Here is a 15,764-nt window from a genome sequence, read left to right as displayed (position 1 = left end):
GGGCAGGCACAGCGCAGCGGCCCCGCTTCCCGAGCCGCCGCCCCACCGCACCCAACTCCCCCAGCACCTCCACTACGGGCACGGGCAGGGCGGCAGACGAGGGAAGTCCAGCCGTGGTGAGTCCCGAAAAGGCCTACTGAGCAGGGCAGATGCGCAGGCGCAAGTGAAGGTGCGGGGGGGCGCGGCAGGCCGGATTTCATTGAAGTGGTTACGCCATTGAGAAGGATCCGCTTTCCCGACGTACTCCAGGTCACGCGGATCGAACCCGACCGCGGTCGAGAAACGACGACAGGAGACTCCGAGTGACGCGAAAGCGAAGAGCCAGCGGGAAGCAGAAGATCATCGTGCTTGTCGGCGCCGCCGCCATGGTCGGCGGTGTCGCCATCGCGACCACGGGCACCAGCCACGCGTCCGTGACCTGCGACGGCCTGGCAGCCGCCCTCAACAAAAACCAGCGGTTCATCGCCGACCAGAAGGCGAACCCGGACACCAACTCGGCTGCGCGCATCGCCAACCGCGAGGCGGTCATCCGCAAGATCCAGGTCCAGCAGAAGGAGTCGGACTGCGCTCCGCTCGGGCGTACCGCGGACCCGAAGTCCCTCCCCGACGCGGGCAACACCATCAGCTCGGACACCGATGTTCAGCCCGATCCGCCGACAGGTACCGAGCCCCCGCAGCAGCCCAAGCCGCCGGCAGGTACCGAGCCCCCGCAGCAGCCGCCGGCAGGTACCGACCCCCCGCAGCAGCCCAAGCCGCCGGCAGGTACCGAGCCCCCGCAGCAGCCGCCGGCAGGTACCGAGCCCCCGCAGCAGCCCGATCCGCCGACAGGTACCGGGAGTCCGGCCCCGGAGCCGCCGGGCTTCACGCCCCGGGCAGTCGGAGAGCCGTAACCGCCCGTCGAGCCTGTTCCGCTCAGGTAACACCCCGCCGCCGGGCACGGACGGCGGGGTCGGCCGGACCCCGGCCGCGCAACTCCGTCCCGACCCGCTCCCGGCAGGCCACCGGGCAGCGGGTCGCGGCATGTCCGCGCGATGCCGGGTCGTGCGCGGTCTGGCCGGTGACGCGGGGTGCCCATTGCTTTGGAAGCGAGTTCTTCCAACTCACCGCTCGTGCTTTCCCGCCTGCCGTTGGGCCGACAGCGCGAGTCCGCCACGTTCGGCGACCCAGGCTTCGTCGCGGATCTGGCCGTCGGCATTGACGGCCGGGGTCCAGACGGAGGCGGCGACCGAGGTGACGGCCAAGCCGTCCAGATCGAGCAGCACTGTCGTGGAGTTGTCCAAGCCCGGGGCCCCCGGGTGACCGTTCTGCGTGGAGAACAGCCATGATCACCTACGGCCACAGGCATCTTGTATCGGGGGCATCAAACCACCGCAGCCACTACCCCGCCGTGACAGTTGGTCAGGCCGCTGCCGATCCATCCGCACCGCTCCAGTTCGAAGACCCCCATTGACACATGCCGAAACCGCCGTACCGGACACCTGCGGCATGACAGGATGCGGCTGTGGACCATGCTGCCGACCAGGTGCCTTTGTTGGAGTTCGATCATGACCGGGCAGCTCTGCTCGAGCCTGCGGAATCCGCGGCGTACTGGGCATCCGCGCCGGCCCCCACTGCGGGCGGGCCAGGGGCGGTCGGCCCATGTGTCCAGGAGTCGGCGGCCGGTTCGGCGCCCAAGCGCACGGTCTGCGCCCCCGCCGCCGCTGTCGCGTGTTTCTTTCCCGAGATGGTCGCGCAGATGAAGGGCCGTGGACGCCCTCTTCTGCAGTTGCCAAGCGGACAACCGCTTTGGGAGGTGGAACATCGCGGCCAGCGATTGGCCGTCTTCTATCCGGGCATGGGCGCCGCGCTGGCGAGTTACTCACTGGAGCTGGCCATTGCGGTGGGATGCCGCAGCATCGTTGCCTGCGGCGGGGCTGGAGCGTTGCAGTCGTCTCTTCCCATGGGACACCATGTCGTCACGGTCACCTCGGCCATTCGTGATGAGGGGGCGTCGTACCACTATCTGCCACCGAGCCGCGAGGTGCAGGCAGACCCCGAAGTGGCGAAACTCGCCGCTGCCGTATTGGCTCGCCGCAATCTGCCGCATCTGGCGGGGCGGACCTGGACCACGGACGGCATCTTCCGGGAAACGCCGGCCCGCGTGGCCCGCCGACGTGGCCAAGGCTGCCTGACTGTCGAGATGGAGGCTTCGGCCCTGATCGCGGTTGCAGCTTTTCGCTGTGTCAGGTTCGGTCAACTCCTTTATGCCGGCGATGACCTGAGCGGAGAGGCATGGCAGAGCCGCGACTGGAAACGTGCGACCGAGGTGCGGGAGCTACTGGTTGACGTCGCGGCGGACTCCGCCCTCCTCGTGGCCGATCGGTTGGCACGTCAGGGGCCGACATGACGGGAGCGTTCATCGCCTTCGTCGGGCTTCCCGGTGCGGGTAAGAGCACGGTCTGCGAGGCGCTTGCCGCCCGCATGCGAGGTGTGGCGCTGATGGAACCCGAGGACTGGCCGCCCGCCGTGACCGACCCCAGCAGCGCGGGCGGATTCACCGCGCTCACGTGGTTCCGGGCTATGCGCGTGCCGTTGTATTACCGGGCCGTCCGCGAGCGCGACCAGGGGAGGGTCGCCGTCCTCGATACCTACTACGACAAGATCTGCCGTCACCTTCTGGGTGCCGAAGGCATGGATTGGTTCCTGTCGCCACGCGATCCTTATTTCGATCTCTACCAGGAAATCGCCGAGCGCGACTGGGAGCTGCTTCCGACTGCCGACGTGATTGTCTCGTTCCAGCTGAGTGAGGACGTATGGCGACACTTCCTGAACAAGCGGAGCAGGATTTTTGACAGTGAGTGGGGCGTTTCTCAGGCATTTCATGCACAGCGCCACTTCGTGGCTGCTGCCGAGACGTTGGGCGGCGCCTTCGGTGTTCCTGTCCTGCCGTTCGTGCAGGAGATCTCCAGTCCCGACGCCGCCGCCGCGCGGCTGCTTTCCGCACTGCGCGATGCCCATGTGATCGACTGAGCCTTCGCGGCAACACGACTCCGGGGCCGAGGAGGAGACTTCGAGGTCGCACGAGTCCGGGGGCAAGGCTCTGGGGACACGTTGGTGAGGACACGTTGGTGATCAGCCGAGTGTTCTCGCCTCTCCGCGCAGCCGTGACCATTGTCTGGCTGGAATGCGCCCGGGGACTGATTGACGGTATGTAATGCCGCTGCTACCGTCCGACAGCGGCGCAGACGAGGCTCAAGGAGAGGTGATCATGGTTACGGTCCTTGAGAGCAAGATCGACGCATCGAGGAACTTCGTATCTCCCGGCAAGTCCGGTGGAATGATCGAGGCGCGGTACGTAAGGCGCGAGGCGGACTACTTCATCGTTTACGTGTCATCGCAGACGGGCTGCCGAAAAGCCTGCCGCATGTGCCATCTGACCCAGACCGGCCAGGTCCACGCCGATGACCTGAGTATCGACGAGATCGTGGGCCAGGCAGCCGAGGTGCTTTCCTGGTACGACGGGAATGCTGCGTCGGCCGAGGTGGTTCACTTCAATTTCATGGCACGTGGCGAGCCGTTCGCCAACCAGCATGTCCTGGCGAACGGGACCGAACTCGTGGAGCGGCTCTGCGGTGAGGCCACCCGCCGTCGGCTCATACCTCGGGTGAAGTTCTCCACAATATTCCCCAAGGAGCTCTCCTCCGTTGCGGGCTTAGCAGGGTTATTCGGCGGGCACAGCCCTGACATCTACTATTCGATCTACTCGGTCGACCCGACGTTCCGCCATCGGTGGCTACCCAAGGCCATGGAGCCTGAGAGCGCGCTCGCGAGCCTGAAAGACTATCAGCTGAAGACCCGCAAGATACCGGTACTCCACTTTGCCTTCATCGAGGGGGAGAACGATTCCGAGGCGAGCGTGGAGAAAATCTGCGCGATGGTGAACAGCGTGCGGCTACGTGTGGATGTCAACGTGGTGCGGTACAACCCGCACTCTCCGCGCGTCGGCCGCGAGCCGGCCGAGGAGATCGTGCGCCGGAATGCCGCGATCATGGAACGATCCCTGCCGGGCAGCCGGGTGAAGGTGATCCCCCGCGTCGGCTTCGACGTCAAGGCGTCCTGCGGCATGTTCTTGGCCGAGTCCGACCTCGACCATGCTTGATCGCTACCAGATCGAGACCCGGCGGACCGCCATCCACGGACTCTCGGAGCGGGACGACCTACTGCTCGGGGCGATCGGGCTCTGCGGGGAGGCGGGAGAGGCCGCGGAGCTGGTGAAGAAGCACGCGTTTCACGGCGAGCCCCTCGACCGCGAGGCCCTTGCGGCGGAACTGGGAGACGTCCTCTGGTACCTGGCGCACCTTGCCGGCGTCCTCGGGATCTCTCTGCACGACGTTGCCGCGGCCAACGTGGAGAAGTTGCGGATCCGATACCCGAACGGTTTTCCGAGTACCGCCACGAGTGACCCGCCGCCCCGCGTGGCGCCGCAATGAGGCGACCGCAGGGCATCACCCCATCGCATTCGAGTCGCCGTGCCCCTGTGCACGGGAACGAAGGGATCGGCGTGGGCCTGTCCCTGCACTGGCTGATCTCGATCAGGACATCCGTCAGCGAAGGCCAGTAACATTTCCGTATGCTGCGCGTTGGTGTCACTGGAGAAATCGGCGCCGGAAAGTCAACGGCGGCCCGTCGGCTTATCGAGCACGGAGCCATGCTGACCGGTCATGAATGCTTCGGATGCCAGGTCGCCGAGCATGGCACCAGCCGTCTGACGGCCACTGATGCCAACCACGAGGCAGCCGCCGTCCTGGTGGAAGATGCTCCGCCAGGCATCGGCCGCGGCGCGGCGTCGATGTATCACCTGGTGGTTTACATCGACGCTCCCGCCGACGATCGTGTCCGACGCGTGGAGCGCTTGGTGAAAGACCAAGAGCTGTCGGTTGAAGCAGCCCGGATCAAGATCTCCAGGATCCTCGGTGAGGAATGCGATGCCGCGCCCCGAGCCGCAGTGGATGTCGTTGTCGACAACAGCGGCCCTGCCGATAAGCTCTGGGCCTCGATTGACGCACTGTGGGCGGAGCGCCTTGCCCGCTTCGAGTCGAACATGCGATGGGGGCGCATGGCCCTTTACGGTCCACCCCGCCTCGTCCCACCCGACCCGACGTGGCCCGAACAGGCTGCGCGTCTGGCGGCTCGGATCCAATCCGCTGCCGGCGAACGGGCGCTGCGTGTCGACCACATCGGCTCCACCGCGATTCCTGGCCTGTCCGCCAAGGATGTCATCGACCTCCAGGTGAGCGTGCCCAGCCTGGACGACGCGATCGCCATGTCCCCTGCTCTCACCGACGCCGGCCTGATCTTCCACCCTGGCATCGGCACCAACCAGGCCCACGGAGCGGTCACCAATCCGGCGCAGTGGAGGAAGCGCTATCACAAGTCGGCCGATCCGGGCCGCCCGGCCAACGTCCACATCCGGCCTTACGGCACGGCCGGGTGGCGTTTCGCATTGCTGTTCCGCGACTGGTTGCGAGCCGACCCGCAGATCCGAGAGGAGTATCTGTCGATCAAGCGGACGCTCGCCCGCCGGTTCGCGTCGGACGCCGATACCACTCGATATGGTGCCGCCAAGGATCCCTGGTTCGCGATCGCCTACTCGCGCATGGAGCAGTGGGCCACACAGACCGGTTGGCACGGCCCCGAGCCTGCGCCCGTCCGGCATCCACAGCAGTGACGGGAGCGTGGACGATGACGCAGGGCTTGTTTTCCCTTACTGGAAGGGTCGCGCTGGTCACCGGCGGCAACGGCGGGATTGGCAAGGCCCTGGCCCTGGGCCTGAAAGGCGCGGGCGCCACCGTGGTCATCACAGGGCGGGACCGGGCAAAGAACCGGGGCGTCGAGGCGGAATTCGGCGGTGCCGACAGCATCATCCGTCTCGACGTCCGCGACGAGTCGGCTGTCTCTTGCGCCGTCGCCTCGGTCGTCGAGCGTTTTGGGCGCCTCGATGTGCTCATGAACAATGCCGGCAACTTCCGGGCCGCCTCCTTGCTCGACATGTCCCTCGACGACTGGAACGTCGTCGTCGACACGCACCTGACCGGTTCCTTTCTGTGTGCCAAGTACGCAGCCAGGGCCATGGTGCAGGGTGGTGAGGGGGGAAAGATCGTCAACATCGGATCGATGTACTCCCTTTACGGCCCGCCGGGCTTCGTCAACTATGCCGCCGCGAAAACGGGAATCCTCGGCCTGACCCGGGCCATGGCAGTGGAACTCGGCGTCCACGGCATCCAAGTGAACGCGATCCTGCCGGGCTGGTACGAAACCGACATCACCCAAGGGGTACCCGCCACGGAACGGGGCGAACGCGTCCGCCGCAAGACTCCGGCGGGGCGTTGGGGAGAACCGGGTGATCTCGTCGGAGCTGCGGTGTTCCTGGCCGGGAGCGCTTCCGACTTCGTCACCGGTGTCGCGTTGCCGGTCGACGGCGGATACGCGATCGCTGACCGGCTCCTGCCCGAGTGAACAGGATGCGCCGACGGGACAGCCGGGGTGTCACCGCCCGGCTGTGACAGGCTCACCCGCTTTCCGGCCTGGTGTGCGGGGTCTTCGACCCCCACGGCCCGGCGAGCACGACGTCAACGTCAACCCCGCCGACACCGCGACGGACCTCCCCCTCATCCGGACCTACGAAGGATGCCCTCGCCAAAGCCGGGATGATCGACCGCGAGATCAAGCGCCGCACCGACCCCAACAGGCCGAACGGCTGCGGACGATTGATCGCCTGCACCGCCACAAGGGACACCATCGCCGAATGAGCGCAGCATGATGAACCAAGGCCGGCCCCGGTCCGTGTTGTACCTGCACGGTTCCTCCGGATGGAAAACACACCAGGCGAGAGGCAGGACATGAACGGCGTACCTGGGCAGTCCTACATGGGCGCTCCACAGACACGGCAGACGACCCGGTCCCGGATCGGGCATGCGTTTTGGGAGGGCACGCGATGACCACGCCCTCGGACATCACGGTCTCGCAGGCGGCGCGCCTCCACGCTCCCTCATCAAGCAGCGTGGGCGGCGAACCGGCGCACCTTTCCACATATCTTCCGCAAGACCAGTGGTGGAAGCTGTACATCGATCCAATACACCACGAGGCGGCACAGGAAAGATTTCCGGAGAATCCCGGGGGATACTACGACAATGACCCCGTCGATCCGTCGCCGGGATACCAGCAGAGCATGCAAGAGGCATACCAGAAATTCCTGGACTCGCCGGAGGCAATGTCGGCGCGAATGGACGCGAAAGCATACGAGGAGATGCACTGGAAGGCTGCCGAGCACCTGACGGATGCCGCAGCGACCCAGTGGTCGGGAAACGGTGTCACCGAGTTCCCGCTGCGGGGTGATCAGGCCAGCTCCTCTCCCAAGGAGGAGTTGCTGAGCGATCGGGAGCTTCTGCTCGACGTACAGGAATACTTCTCGGCAGGAGTGAGCCACTCTCGCATGCCGGATCCGATAACTATCCTCGACCGATCCAATCCCCAAGCCCAGGCGATCCTGAAGACGAACTACCAGGCCGACCAGGTGCAGGGGCTGGTGGAAAAATCATTCGAGCGCTACTACGACGAGGCGGCGCAGTCCAAGAACGACGAGGAGAAATTGCAGGCGATCGGGAAGCAGATCCGCACATTGCAGATCGTGCACCCCTTCACCGATTACAATCGCAGGGTCAACAATCACATCCTGCTACCCAAGATGCTCATGGAGAACGGGTTCCCGCCGGTAATGCCGGACGCGTCGAACAAGCTCTTCCAGGGCGGGTTCTCGAAGCAGCAGATCGCGGAGTCCCTGTTGACGACGATCCAGAGGGACTACCCCGGGTTCACACAGTCGGCGAATACCACAGAGCTTGGTCGGTCCGGGAGCAATGAGCAGCGCCAGTCGTCCTCGCCGTCGCTCCCGCCGTCGATACTCAAGCCTTCCAGCAGCACTACTTCGGCACCTGCCAGGTGACCAGGTAAGAATCCCCGCTCAGGGCAGGGTCCCAGTGATTTCTGCGCGGTGGGGGCGGCGATGGGTGGGGCCTCCCGACCCGCTCGTTGGGGTCAGGAGGCCCTGTGTCGCGGTCTCCCGCTGTCATGCCGGTGGAGTCCAACTCGGTTGCCCAGTCGTGTGATGCCTCGCGCATCGGTTCGGGAATGCGGGCGGTCGGGAATGCGGGCGGGCGTCCGGACCGTGAGCCGCGGTACCCCTCGGACATGTCGGACGCGGAGTGGGCGGTCGTGCGGGACGCGATGCCGGTCCCGCCGTGGCTGGAGGGCCGCGGCGGGCGGCCGGAGGGGTACTGCCACCGGCAGATGGTGGACGGCCACGGTCCCGGCGTCCTCACGCGGCTGCGACGCGGGCAAGAAGGTGCCCGGCCGTTGTCTTGAGTCGGCGCGACTTGCGGTCTGCTGACCTGGGGCGATGTGTGGTGGACGGTGTCCTCGACGGTCCCTTCAGCAGGGCCCGATGACGGTGGAAGACTTCTTCTTCGGCGTGTCGCCGGGGCGGTCCGGCAGGTCGGCGGTGCGCCGTTCCCCGAGAGCGGGGGCGGGTGCCTCTCGCAACTCCCTGTTCTCGGCTTCCAGTTGTTGGTTGCGCTTGGTGGCAGCCTCCGGGCGTCGCAAGCAGGGAGGCGTCACAGGCCCGCTTGCCGGTCGGGAACCGGCCGCGCCGCGGGGATGTGGTGGCGAGCCCGGAGGCGTTCGATCTCGGCTCTGAGGTCCGGCTGGTTGCAGAGCCAGGACCGCGAGACGCCCGCTTCGCGGGCGACGGTCTCGAAGGTGATCGCGGCGCCGGGGGTGTCCATCCGCCGCAGGGCGGAGATTGCCCGTCGGCGGGTTGCCCCGGACCGGCGACGGGCAGGCCCGGTGAGGAGGACCGGGCAGGTGTCACGGTTGATCAGCCGGCAGGCGAAGGTGTGACGCCACTGATGGGGCGTCACACGGACGGACCTGCCGTGCTCGTCGCGGATGTCGCAGGTCGCCGGCCAGCGGCGGAGCATCTGCCGGTAGCTGCTGTCGGACATGGGCAGTTTCCCCGAGGCGTTCGCGTGCGGCCGGGGGGAGAGGACGCCGGTGCCTGGGGCCGGCGTTGCAGGACGTGCCGCTGGTGGTCGCGAACGGCCTGCTCGAGCTCCTCGTCGATCGGGAAGGCCGCTTCGCGCTTCATCTGGTGGGATGCCGCCGGGGTAGAAGGCGGCGCCCGGCAGGGAGTCGTCCCAGCGAAGCGGGGGCGCGCGGAGGCTTGGCGGTCACGGGCACGGTGCCCCCGCCGCCGCCCTTCGCGGTCGGCGTGACCTCGTGACCTTCGGAGTGCTTTTCGGCTTCGGGATCGGCTTCGGGTTCGGCTTGGTGGCAGAGGCGCTGGGCGACGGCATCCTGCCCAGGGGACGGGGACAAGGACGCGGTCGTCGCCGGTTCCTCGGGCCCGGCCGAAGGACTCGGGCTTGTCACGCCGACGGCGCGGGCGGGTCGGGTCTCGTCCCCGTCGCTCGATCCCCTGCCGCCCAGCATCACCGAGGATCGCGGTGTCGACCGTGGCTCCTTCCTCCAGCGGCACGGGTTCGCCGGCGATGGCGGCGGGGCCGTCACCGCAGAGGAACACCTCGAAGTGAGGGGAGGTCGGTTCCTCCGGTGCGGCGTCGTCGGTTCCCGCGACCAGCTCGTCCGTCTCCCCACCCTGGCTCATGCCCGCTCCTTCCTCACGTTCCAGGCCGTGCGGCCCCAGCCTCAATGGCTGTGATCGAGATCGAATGTGGCGTCCCGGCAACGCAACCGCATTGCCCTGATACGACAACCCCCGACCCCGTGTCCGTTACCGCAGCTCAGGCAGCCTCAACTGTCCGGAGTGTGACTTGGCGGCCAAGCTGGTTGAGCCGGCTTACCAGGCATCGGATCTGCCGGGCGCGGCGGCCGGTGCGTTCCAGGAAGTACTGGCCGCCGAGGTCGGCGTACTCCGCGGCGGCTGTACGCCGAGGTCGCGGGCCGGGTGCTCGGCGAACTCGACAGCGCAGCGGCTGCCCGCACCGCCGACACCAGTCCTGCTGGTCACCGTCGGCGACGGAACCAGCTTCCCCACCGCCGCCCAGCTCGCCTCCTACGCCGGCCTCGCCCCAGCCACGAAGTCCTCGGGGACCTCGATCCTCGGTGAACACGCCCCCAGAGGCGGAAACCGACAGCTCGAACGAGCCGTGTTCCTCTCCGCGTTCGCCGCCCTGCACGACCCCGCCTCCCGCGCCTGCTACGACACATGCGGGGCCGGGGAAAGACCCGCACCCAGGCACTGCTCCGCCTCGCCCGCCACCGCATCAGCGTCCTGTTCGCCGTGCTCCGCGACGGCGCCTTCCATGAGTCACGGGCCCCCGAAGCAGCCGGCGCACGGCCAGCCCGGGCCCGGCGGAAGGACGTAGAGGCACCCCCCATGACCTCATTGTGGTCCACATCACTCGCGAGCGAGGAAGCCAAACGCTTCCCCACCCCGTCTCCCCGAGCGTCCGTCGCCGGGACGGACACGACCACCGCTCCATCCCCCGAATGCAGAAGAGGCGTAGCTTGCGCACGTCAACCAGATCCACGCGGCTCCGGGCGCTCACCACGGCCGGACCTGTCATAGCTGCCGGGCTCGGGCTCGCGATATCCACGCCCGCCGATTCCGCGTCGGCCTCCGCGCCCGTCCCGGAAGGAGAACGTCAACGTCACGACGGTGTCGCGGCTTTCCAGCCCAGCGGAAAGACCAGCCGGATGAAGGTGGAGTCGAACAAGGACAGGAGGGGGGCACGCCGTAGCGTCCGGGCAGGCACGGTCCGATCCATCGTCAGCAACGGCGCCTGCGCCGACCGTTTCGACATCGTCTTCGTCGCCGACGGCTGCACGGCCTCGCGGATGAACCAGTTCCGGGCCGCGGTGAAGACCGAGTGGGCCGACATGACCGCGGTCGAGCCGTTCAAGAGCTACGCGCCGCTGTTCTACGTCTGGGCCGTCGAGGCCGGCTCCCGGCAGTCCGGAATATCCGGGGACCCGGCCGCCAACGTGCACAAGGACACCGCGGTCGCGTCCTACTTCTGGTGCGAGGACACGGAGCGCCTGCTGTGCACCGACACGAACACCGTATGAGCGTTTACGAGGGTTCCGTGCGCTTCGCCTTACTGGGGCCGGTCCGGGCATGGCGCGGGGAACAGGAACTGAACCTCGGCTCGCCGCAGCAGCGAGCGGTGCTGGTGGCACTGCTGCTGCGCAGGGGGCGCCCCGTCACACTCGCTGAACTCCTGGACGCCGTGTGGGGCGAGGACCTGCCGACGGCCGCCGTGTCCGTGCTGCGGACCTACGTGTCGCGCCTGCGCAAAGTGCTGGAGTCCGGGCTGGACACGCCCGGGTCGGAGCGGGTTGTCGTCTCGGTCGCAGACGGGTACCTGACCCGGATCCCCGAGGATGCCCTGGATCTGGCCGTGTTCGAACAGCGCGTCGCGGAGGCGAAGAAGCTGCGAGCCGCCGACCGGGTGTCCGCCGCCGCGGAGCTGCTGCACACCGCGCTTGACGGGTGGCAGGGAGCGGCACTCGCCGGTGTCCCCGGCCCCCTGGCCGAATCCGAGCGTGCCCGGCTGAGCGAGGAGCGGCTGACCGCTCTGGAGGCCCGGCTGGACGCCGACGTCGAACGCGGGCACCACGGCGAGGTGATCGCCGAACTGCTCTCCCTGACCGGCACGCACCCGCTGCGGGAGGGGCTGTGCCGACTACTCATGCTGGCGCTGTACCGGTCCGGCAGGCAGGCCGAGGCGCTGAAGGCGTACCACAGGACACGGAGCATCCTGGTGGCCGAGCTGGGCGTCGACCCCAGCGCCCCGCTTCAGGACCTGCACGACCGCATACTCGCGGCCGACGCCTCCCTGGACTCCGGCCCGCCTCCGCGGACGGACCCGCCCGCGGAGGCCTTACCCCCGGTTCCCGCGCACCCGACCCGTCCGGCGCAACTGCCCGCCGACCTGCCGACCTTCGTCGGCCGCCACGCCGAACTCGACCGTTCCCGGGCCCTACTGCCCGGGAACGGCAGCCCCGCGGCAGTCGTGATCAGCGCGATCGGCGGCATGGGCGGCATCGGCAAGACCACCCTGGCCGTGCACTGGGCGCACGAGATCGCCGACCGCTTCCCCGACGGACAGCTCTACATCAACCTGCACGGCTTCGATCCGACCGGTTCGGTCGTGACGCCGGAGGAGGCCATCCGCTTCTTCCTCGACGCGCTCGGCGTCCCGCCGATGCAAATTCCCGCTGGTCTCGACGCCCAGGCGGCGTTGTACCGCAGCATGCTCGTCGAGCGCCGGGTGCTGATCCTCCTCGACAACGCCCGCGACACCGACCAGGTCCGTCCGCTGCTGCCCGGCTCCCCCGGCTGCCTGGTCATCGTCACCAGCCGCAACCAGCTCACCGGCCTGGTCGTCGGCGAGGGGGCGCATTCGGTGTCACTGGACCAGCTGTCGTCCGCCGAGGCACACGACCTCCTCGCGCGCCGCCTCGGCATCGAGCGGCTGGTGGCAGAGCCGCTGGCGACGGACGAGATCATCAGACAGTGCGCGCGGCTGCCCCTGGCGCTGGCCATCGTCGCCGCCCATGCCATCGCCCATGCCGGCTTCCCGCTCAGCGCCATCGCCAAGGAACTGGCCGACAGCCACGGCAGTCTCGACGCCTTCGCCGGGGGCGACAACATCACCACCGACCTCCGGGCCGTCTTCTCCTGGTCGTACAAGGCGCTCTCCGCCCCGGCCGCGCGCATGTTCCGGCTGCTGGGCCTGCACTCCGGACCCGACATCTCCGCGCCCGCCGCCGCCGGCCTCACGGGGCTCACCCTGCGGGAGGCGGGCGGCCTGCTCGTCGAGCTCACCCGCGCCCATCTGCTCACCCAGCGCTTCCCCGGCCGCTACGCCCTGCACGACCTGCTGCGCGTCTACGCCGCCGAACGCGTCCACGCCGAGGAGACACCTCAGGAGCGGGACCGCGCCGTCGAGCGGCTCCTCGCCTGGTATCTGCACACCGCCGACGCCGCCTACCGGCAGCTCACCCCGCACCGCCCCCGGATACCCCTCGAACCACTGCCCGCCGCCTGCCGACCCCTGGAGTTCACCACGCACGAGGAGGTCCTGAACTGGTGCGAGACCGAACGGGCCAACCTGGTCTCCGCGGTGCACCAAGCCGCCGCGTCCGGGCAGCCGGGCATCGCCTGGCGGCTGTCGGCCGTCCTTTGGGGGTTCTTCTACCTCCGCAGCCATCTGCACGACTGGCTCGATACTGCCCAGACGGGCCTGTCCGCCGCCCTCGCCGCCCACGACCGCCGGGGCGAGGCCCATGGCCTCGCGGACACGGCCACCGCGCTGCGCGTCTCCGGCCGGTTCGACGAGGCCATCGACCACTTTCACCGGGCCTTGGCCGCTTTCGAGGAAATCGGCGACACCACGGCCGCGGCGGTGACCGTGGGCAACCTGGGCGACTCCTTCCTTCAAGTCGGCCAACTCTACAAGGCCGTCGAGTACTTCCACCGGGCGCTGGTCCTCCACCGGTCCATCGACAGTGCCTGGGGACAGGGAATCACCCTGACCAACCTGGGCGACGCCTACCAGCGGCTCGGCCGCTACGACGAAGCCCTCAACTGTTTGGGGCAGGCCTTGACCATCCTGCGCGCGAGCGACAATCACTGGGTTGCAGGCATCGCACTCGACATCCTCGGCACGGTCCACCACCGGCTCCACCGCCCCGACGACGCCGTCGACCACTACCACCAAGCACTGGAGGCGCATCGGAAGGTCGGCAACCGGTGGGCGGAGGGCCACACCTTGAGCAACCTCGGCGACGTCCAACTGGCCGCGGAGCCGGAGGCCGCTCGTGCCAGCTGGCAGCAGGCACTGGCGATCTTCTCGGAGTTCAACCATCCGGACGCCAAGATGATCCTCGAGAGACTCGGCCGCCTGGAGGACGACACGCTCGGCTCCGGCACCCGTGGTGCCGCATACGGACAGCCCGTCTGACGTGATCTCCCTCGAACCTCGCCGTGCCCCCGGGGGATGGGGCACGGCGAGGTTGCACACCAGGCGTGGCGTTCCACGAAGTCCATGATGCCCCTGCGGGTCGAGGTCGCGGTGTCGCCGCCGGTGTCTGCCGCACCCCCGACGACGTGCCGCTGCCCAAGACCGGCGAGTGCGCGGCGGCAGACCGGCGAGTGCGCGGCGGTGGGGTGCGCCTCGGAGCCGCACCAGTAACAGGGCCAGCAGGAACGGTGTGCGTCTGCGCGTGGAGCGCAAGGTGCGCACAGGACGTGTTTCTCCCTCGGGTGCGCGCGGGACGACGGTCTGTTGTCGCTTGCCCACGCACGACGGACGGAGGGCGGTGGACGGGCCATCGGCGGCGATACGTCATAGCGTTCGAGGCTGCTGGCTGCCCGTGCTCAAACGACCGGACGCGCGGCCGGGCGGCAGGGAGGGGGAGCTGACATGCCCGGTCCCCGAAGTCGTGGGCTTGGATCTGGCGACCTGCGCTTGAAGGACCTCATGTCCCAACTCACCGATCACCCGGGGGGCGAGCGGGATCGTGGGAGAAGGGGGCTGGGTGCGGTCCTTTGACTCGACCGTCGACAGGTCCGGGTCGGCTGCCTGGAGGCTGCGGGGGCTGACGGACCCGCTCTGGCCGGGCGTCGGCGAACTGGTGCCGCTCTCCGCGTGTCTCTCCGAGGCGGCCCCTTCGGCCGTCCCGGAAGCCCGGTCGTTGATGCCGGTACTGCCCGACGAGAGGGCCTGAGACCGCGCCGGCAGCTGCGCCACTGCCTCTTCGAACTGCTGCCATGACCAGTCGGCACTCGTGGCCGCCCCGGCCGTGGTCGGCCGCGTTACGTCGTCGCTCACCGAAACCCGTGCCTGCCGCGGCGACTCCGCGGGCGGCGGTGCTTCTCGCAGTGATTCCCGCAAATGCGCGTTGCGGGCGTACTTCGCTACAGTCGGTACCCTCTCGGGGAACCTGTCGACAGCCGCCGTCAACTCGGCGTTGGTCCTGACCAGGTGCAGAATTTCGTCCTCGAAGGCCATGCGCGCGGCCGGCGGAAGCTGGTCGATTTTCTCTTCCAGGCGTGCTCGCGCCGACGTCTGGGAGACGGACGGTTGCCAGGGCTCGGCCGCCGTCGGCGGGGTTGGCGCGGGCGCGCCCCAGCCCGGTGCGTCCTGGCCCGGGCCGGGCGCGTCGGTCTCCGGACCGTCGGCGAACGACGCGTCCGCGCCGGTCGGCATCGACTGCGACCCACCGGTGACGTGATCCCAGAGGAGACGAAACCTCTCTGCCAGTTTCGTCAAGAGGATCTCCAGCTGAGCGTTGCCGGGAGGCGAGACGCTCGAGGCCAGCTCGGCTTCGGCCAGCTCGCGGGCCAGCTCGCGAGCCAGCTCGAGGCGTTCCTGGGTCAGCCGGTCGCTGGTCGGGGAAGGCCCGTCGTTATCCTGCACGGTGTCCCTCTTTCGAGTCGGAAGTGCTGACACAAGCGACGGCGGGCCGCGGCGGGCCGCCGGTTCAACGATTTGCGGGGGTGACAGGGCTCGCACGGGGCGGGCCGCGGACCCGCCGTGGATTCCAGTGCTTCGAGGTCGTGTCCCATGATGTGTGCTGGGGATCGAGCGCGACGCCTTCCGGTTCGTGGTCCACGACGACCTCCGTGCAGGCGGCGGTCCACCAGGCGTCCCGCTGAGGCGTGCCGGACACCGGGCCGGGCGGGGTCCCCTGGGCCTGGC

General features: G+C 68.4%; 14 protein-coding genes and 2 pseudogenes. 12 read left to right on the top strand and 4 right to left on the bottom strand.

Features of this window, described 5'->3' with window-relative positions; translation table 11 throughout:
- The first annotated feature begins 302 nt into the window (after positions 1-302).
- Positions 303-890 (top strand): hypothetical protein, encoded by a 588-nt coding sequence (locus tag IEY86_RS24305; RefSeq protein ID WP_189133968.1) that lies wholly within the window; start codon positions 303-305, stop codon positions 888-890.
- A gap of 210 nt (positions 891-1,100) precedes the next feature.
- Here IEY86_RS24305 and IEY86_RS24300 read toward each other — a convergent pair whose 3' ends face one another.
- A complete protein-coding gene (locus IEY86_RS24300; RefSeq protein WP_189133967.1) occupies positions 1,101-1,280 on the bottom strand; it encodes a hypothetical protein in 180 nt (59 codons plus the stop codon).
- 221 nt (positions 1,281-1,501) lie between these two features.
- On the opposite strand from IEY86_RS24300, the gene IEY86_RS24295 reads away from it, so the two are divergent.
- From IEY86_RS24295 to IEY86_RS38155, 8 genes and pseudogenes are all read left to right on the top strand, one after another.
- Positions 1,502-2,386, top strand: a complete 885-nt coding sequence (locus tag IEY86_RS24295) for a nucleoside phosphorylase (RefSeq protein ID WP_189133966.1) — start codon at positions 1,502-1,504, stop codon at positions 2,384-2,386.
- Positions 2,383-3,009 (top strand): nucleoside/nucleotide kinase family protein, encoded by a 627-nt coding sequence (locus IEY86_RS24290; RefSeq protein ID WP_189133965.1) that lies wholly within the window; start codon positions 2,383-2,385, stop codon positions 3,007-3,009. Before IEY86_RS24295 ends, IEY86_RS24290 begins: the two co-directional genes overlap by 4 nt.
- Before the next feature lie 238 nt (positions 3,010-3,247).
- A complete protein-coding gene (locus tag IEY86_RS24285) occupies positions 3,248-4,138 on the top strand; it encodes a radical SAM enzyme, Cfr family protein (protein WP_189133964.1) in 891 nt (296 codons plus the stop codon).
- Entirely contained in the window at positions 4,131-4,469 is a 339-nt protein-coding gene (locus IEY86_RS24280; RefSeq protein ID WP_189133963.1) for a nucleoside triphosphate pyrophosphohydrolase family protein, read from the top strand. The genes IEY86_RS24285 and IEY86_RS24280 overlap by 8 nt, the downstream gene beginning before the upstream one ends.
- A gap of 140 nt (positions 4,470-4,609) precedes the next feature.
- Positions 4,610-5,707 carry a dephospho-CoA kinase gene (coaE, locus tag IEY86_RS24275; protein WP_189133962.1) on the top strand — a complete coding sequence of 366 codons (1,098 nt, stop codon included), beginning with the start codon at positions 4,610-4,612 and terminating at the stop codon, positions 5,705-5,707.
- 14 nt (positions 5,708-5,721) lie between these two features.
- Positions 5,722-6,495, top strand: a complete 774-nt coding sequence (locus tag IEY86_RS24270; RefSeq protein WP_189133961.1) for an SDR family NAD(P)-dependent oxidoreductase — start codon at positions 5,722-5,724, stop codon at positions 6,493-6,495.
- A gap of 478 nt (positions 6,496-6,973) precedes the next feature.
- Positions 6,974-7,981, top strand: coding sequence for a hypothetical protein (locus IEY86_RS24265; RefSeq protein ID WP_189133960.1), 1,008 nt, complete (start codon positions 6,974-6,976; stop codon positions 7,979-7,981).
- A 185-nt stretch (positions 7,982-8,166) separates the two neighbouring features.
- A pseudogene (locus IEY86_RS38155) lies at positions 8,167-8,334 on the top strand (transposase); the annotation flags it as partial.
- 132 nt (positions 8,335-8,466) lie between these two features.
- Here the strand turns inward: IEY86_RS38155 and IEY86_RS24255 are convergent.
- Both IEY86_RS24255 and IEY86_RS24250 read right to left on the bottom strand, forming a co-directional pair.
- On the bottom strand, positions 8,467-8,637 hold the full coding sequence (locus IEY86_RS24255; protein ID WP_189133959.1) for a hypothetical protein: 171 nt from the start codon (positions 8,635-8,637) through the stop codon (positions 8,467-8,469).
- An 11-nt stretch (positions 8,638-8,648) separates the two neighbouring features.
- Positions 8,649-9,038 (bottom strand): hypothetical protein, encoded by a 390-nt coding sequence (locus tag IEY86_RS24250; RefSeq protein ID WP_189133958.1) that lies wholly within the window; start codon positions 9,036-9,038, stop codon positions 8,649-8,651.
- A 1,008-nt stretch (positions 9,039-10,046) separates the two neighbouring features.
- On the opposite strand from IEY86_RS24250, the pseudogene IEY86_RS24245 reads away from it, so the two are divergent.
- The 3 genes and pseudogenes from IEY86_RS24245 to IEY86_RS24235 all read left to right on the top strand — a co-directional run.
- Positions 10,047-10,384: pseudogene (locus IEY86_RS24245) on the top strand (transposase); the annotation flags it as partial.
- A 368-nt stretch (positions 10,385-10,752) separates the two neighbouring features.
- Positions 10,753-11,124, top strand: coding sequence for a M64 family metallopeptidase (locus IEY86_RS24240; protein ID WP_189133957.1), 372 nt, complete (start codon positions 10,753-10,755; stop codon positions 11,122-11,124).
- Positions 11,121-14,024, top strand: a complete 2,904-nt coding sequence (locus IEY86_RS24235; RefSeq protein ID WP_189133956.1) for an AfsR/SARP family transcriptional regulator — start codon at positions 11,121-11,123, stop codon at positions 14,022-14,024. Before IEY86_RS24240 ends, IEY86_RS24235 begins: the two co-directional genes overlap by 4 nt.
- Positions 14,025-14,408: 384 nt before the next feature.
- On the opposite strand, the gene IEY86_RS24230 is transcribed toward IEY86_RS24235, so the two are convergent.
- A complete protein-coding gene (locus IEY86_RS24230) occupies positions 14,409-15,482 on the bottom strand; it encodes a hypothetical protein (RefSeq protein WP_189133955.1) in 1,074 nt (357 codons plus the stop codon).
- Positions 15,483-15,764 lie beyond the last annotated feature (282 nt).

This window comes from Wenjunlia tyrosinilytica (assembly GCF_014646055.1).
Classification (GTDB): domain Bacteria; phylum Actinomycetota; class Actinomycetes; order Streptomycetales; family Streptomycetaceae; genus Wenjunlia; species Wenjunlia tyrosinilytica.
The sequence above is the reverse complement of the archived record's forward strand: the minus strand, read 5'-3'. Positions and strand labels throughout refer to the sequence as shown.

Bases quoted from the DNA above. Each gene is read 5' to 3' on its own strand.
- IEY86_RS24290 (WP_189133965.1), top strand. From the start codon at position 2,383: ATGACGGGAGCGTTCATCGCCTTCGTCGGGCTTCCCGGTGCGGGTAAG.
- IEY86_RS24285 (WP_189133964.1), top strand. From the start codon at position 3,248: ATGGTTACGGTCCTTGAGAGCAAGATCGACGCATCGAGGAACTTCGTA.
- IEY86_RS24280 (WP_189133963.1), top strand. From the start codon at position 4,131: ATGCTTGATCGCTACCAGATCGAGACCCGGCGGACCGCCATCCACGGA.
- coaE (WP_189133962.1), top strand. From the start codon at position 4,610: ATGCTGCGCGTTGGTGTCACTGGAGAAATCGGCGCCGGAAAGTCAACG.
- IEY86_RS24270 (WP_189133961.1), top strand. From the start codon at position 5,722: ATGACGCAGGGCTTGTTTTCCCTTACTGGAAGGGTCGCGCTGGTCACC.
- IEY86_RS24265 (WP_189133960.1), top strand. From the start codon at position 6,974: ATGACCACGCCCTCGGACATCACGGTCTCGCAGGCGGCGCGCCTCCAC.
- IEY86_RS24250 (WP_189133958.1), bottom strand. From the start codon at position 9,038: ATGTCCGACAGCAGCTACCGGCAGATGCTCCGCCGCTGGCCGGCGACC.
- IEY86_RS24240 (WP_189133957.1), top strand. From the start codon at position 10,753: ATGAAGGTGGAGTCGAACAAGGACAGGAGGGGGGCACGCCGTAGCGTC.
- IEY86_RS24235 (WP_189133956.1), top strand. From the start codon at position 11,121: ATGAGCGTTTACGAGGGTTCCGTGCGCTTCGCCTTACTGGGGCCGGTC.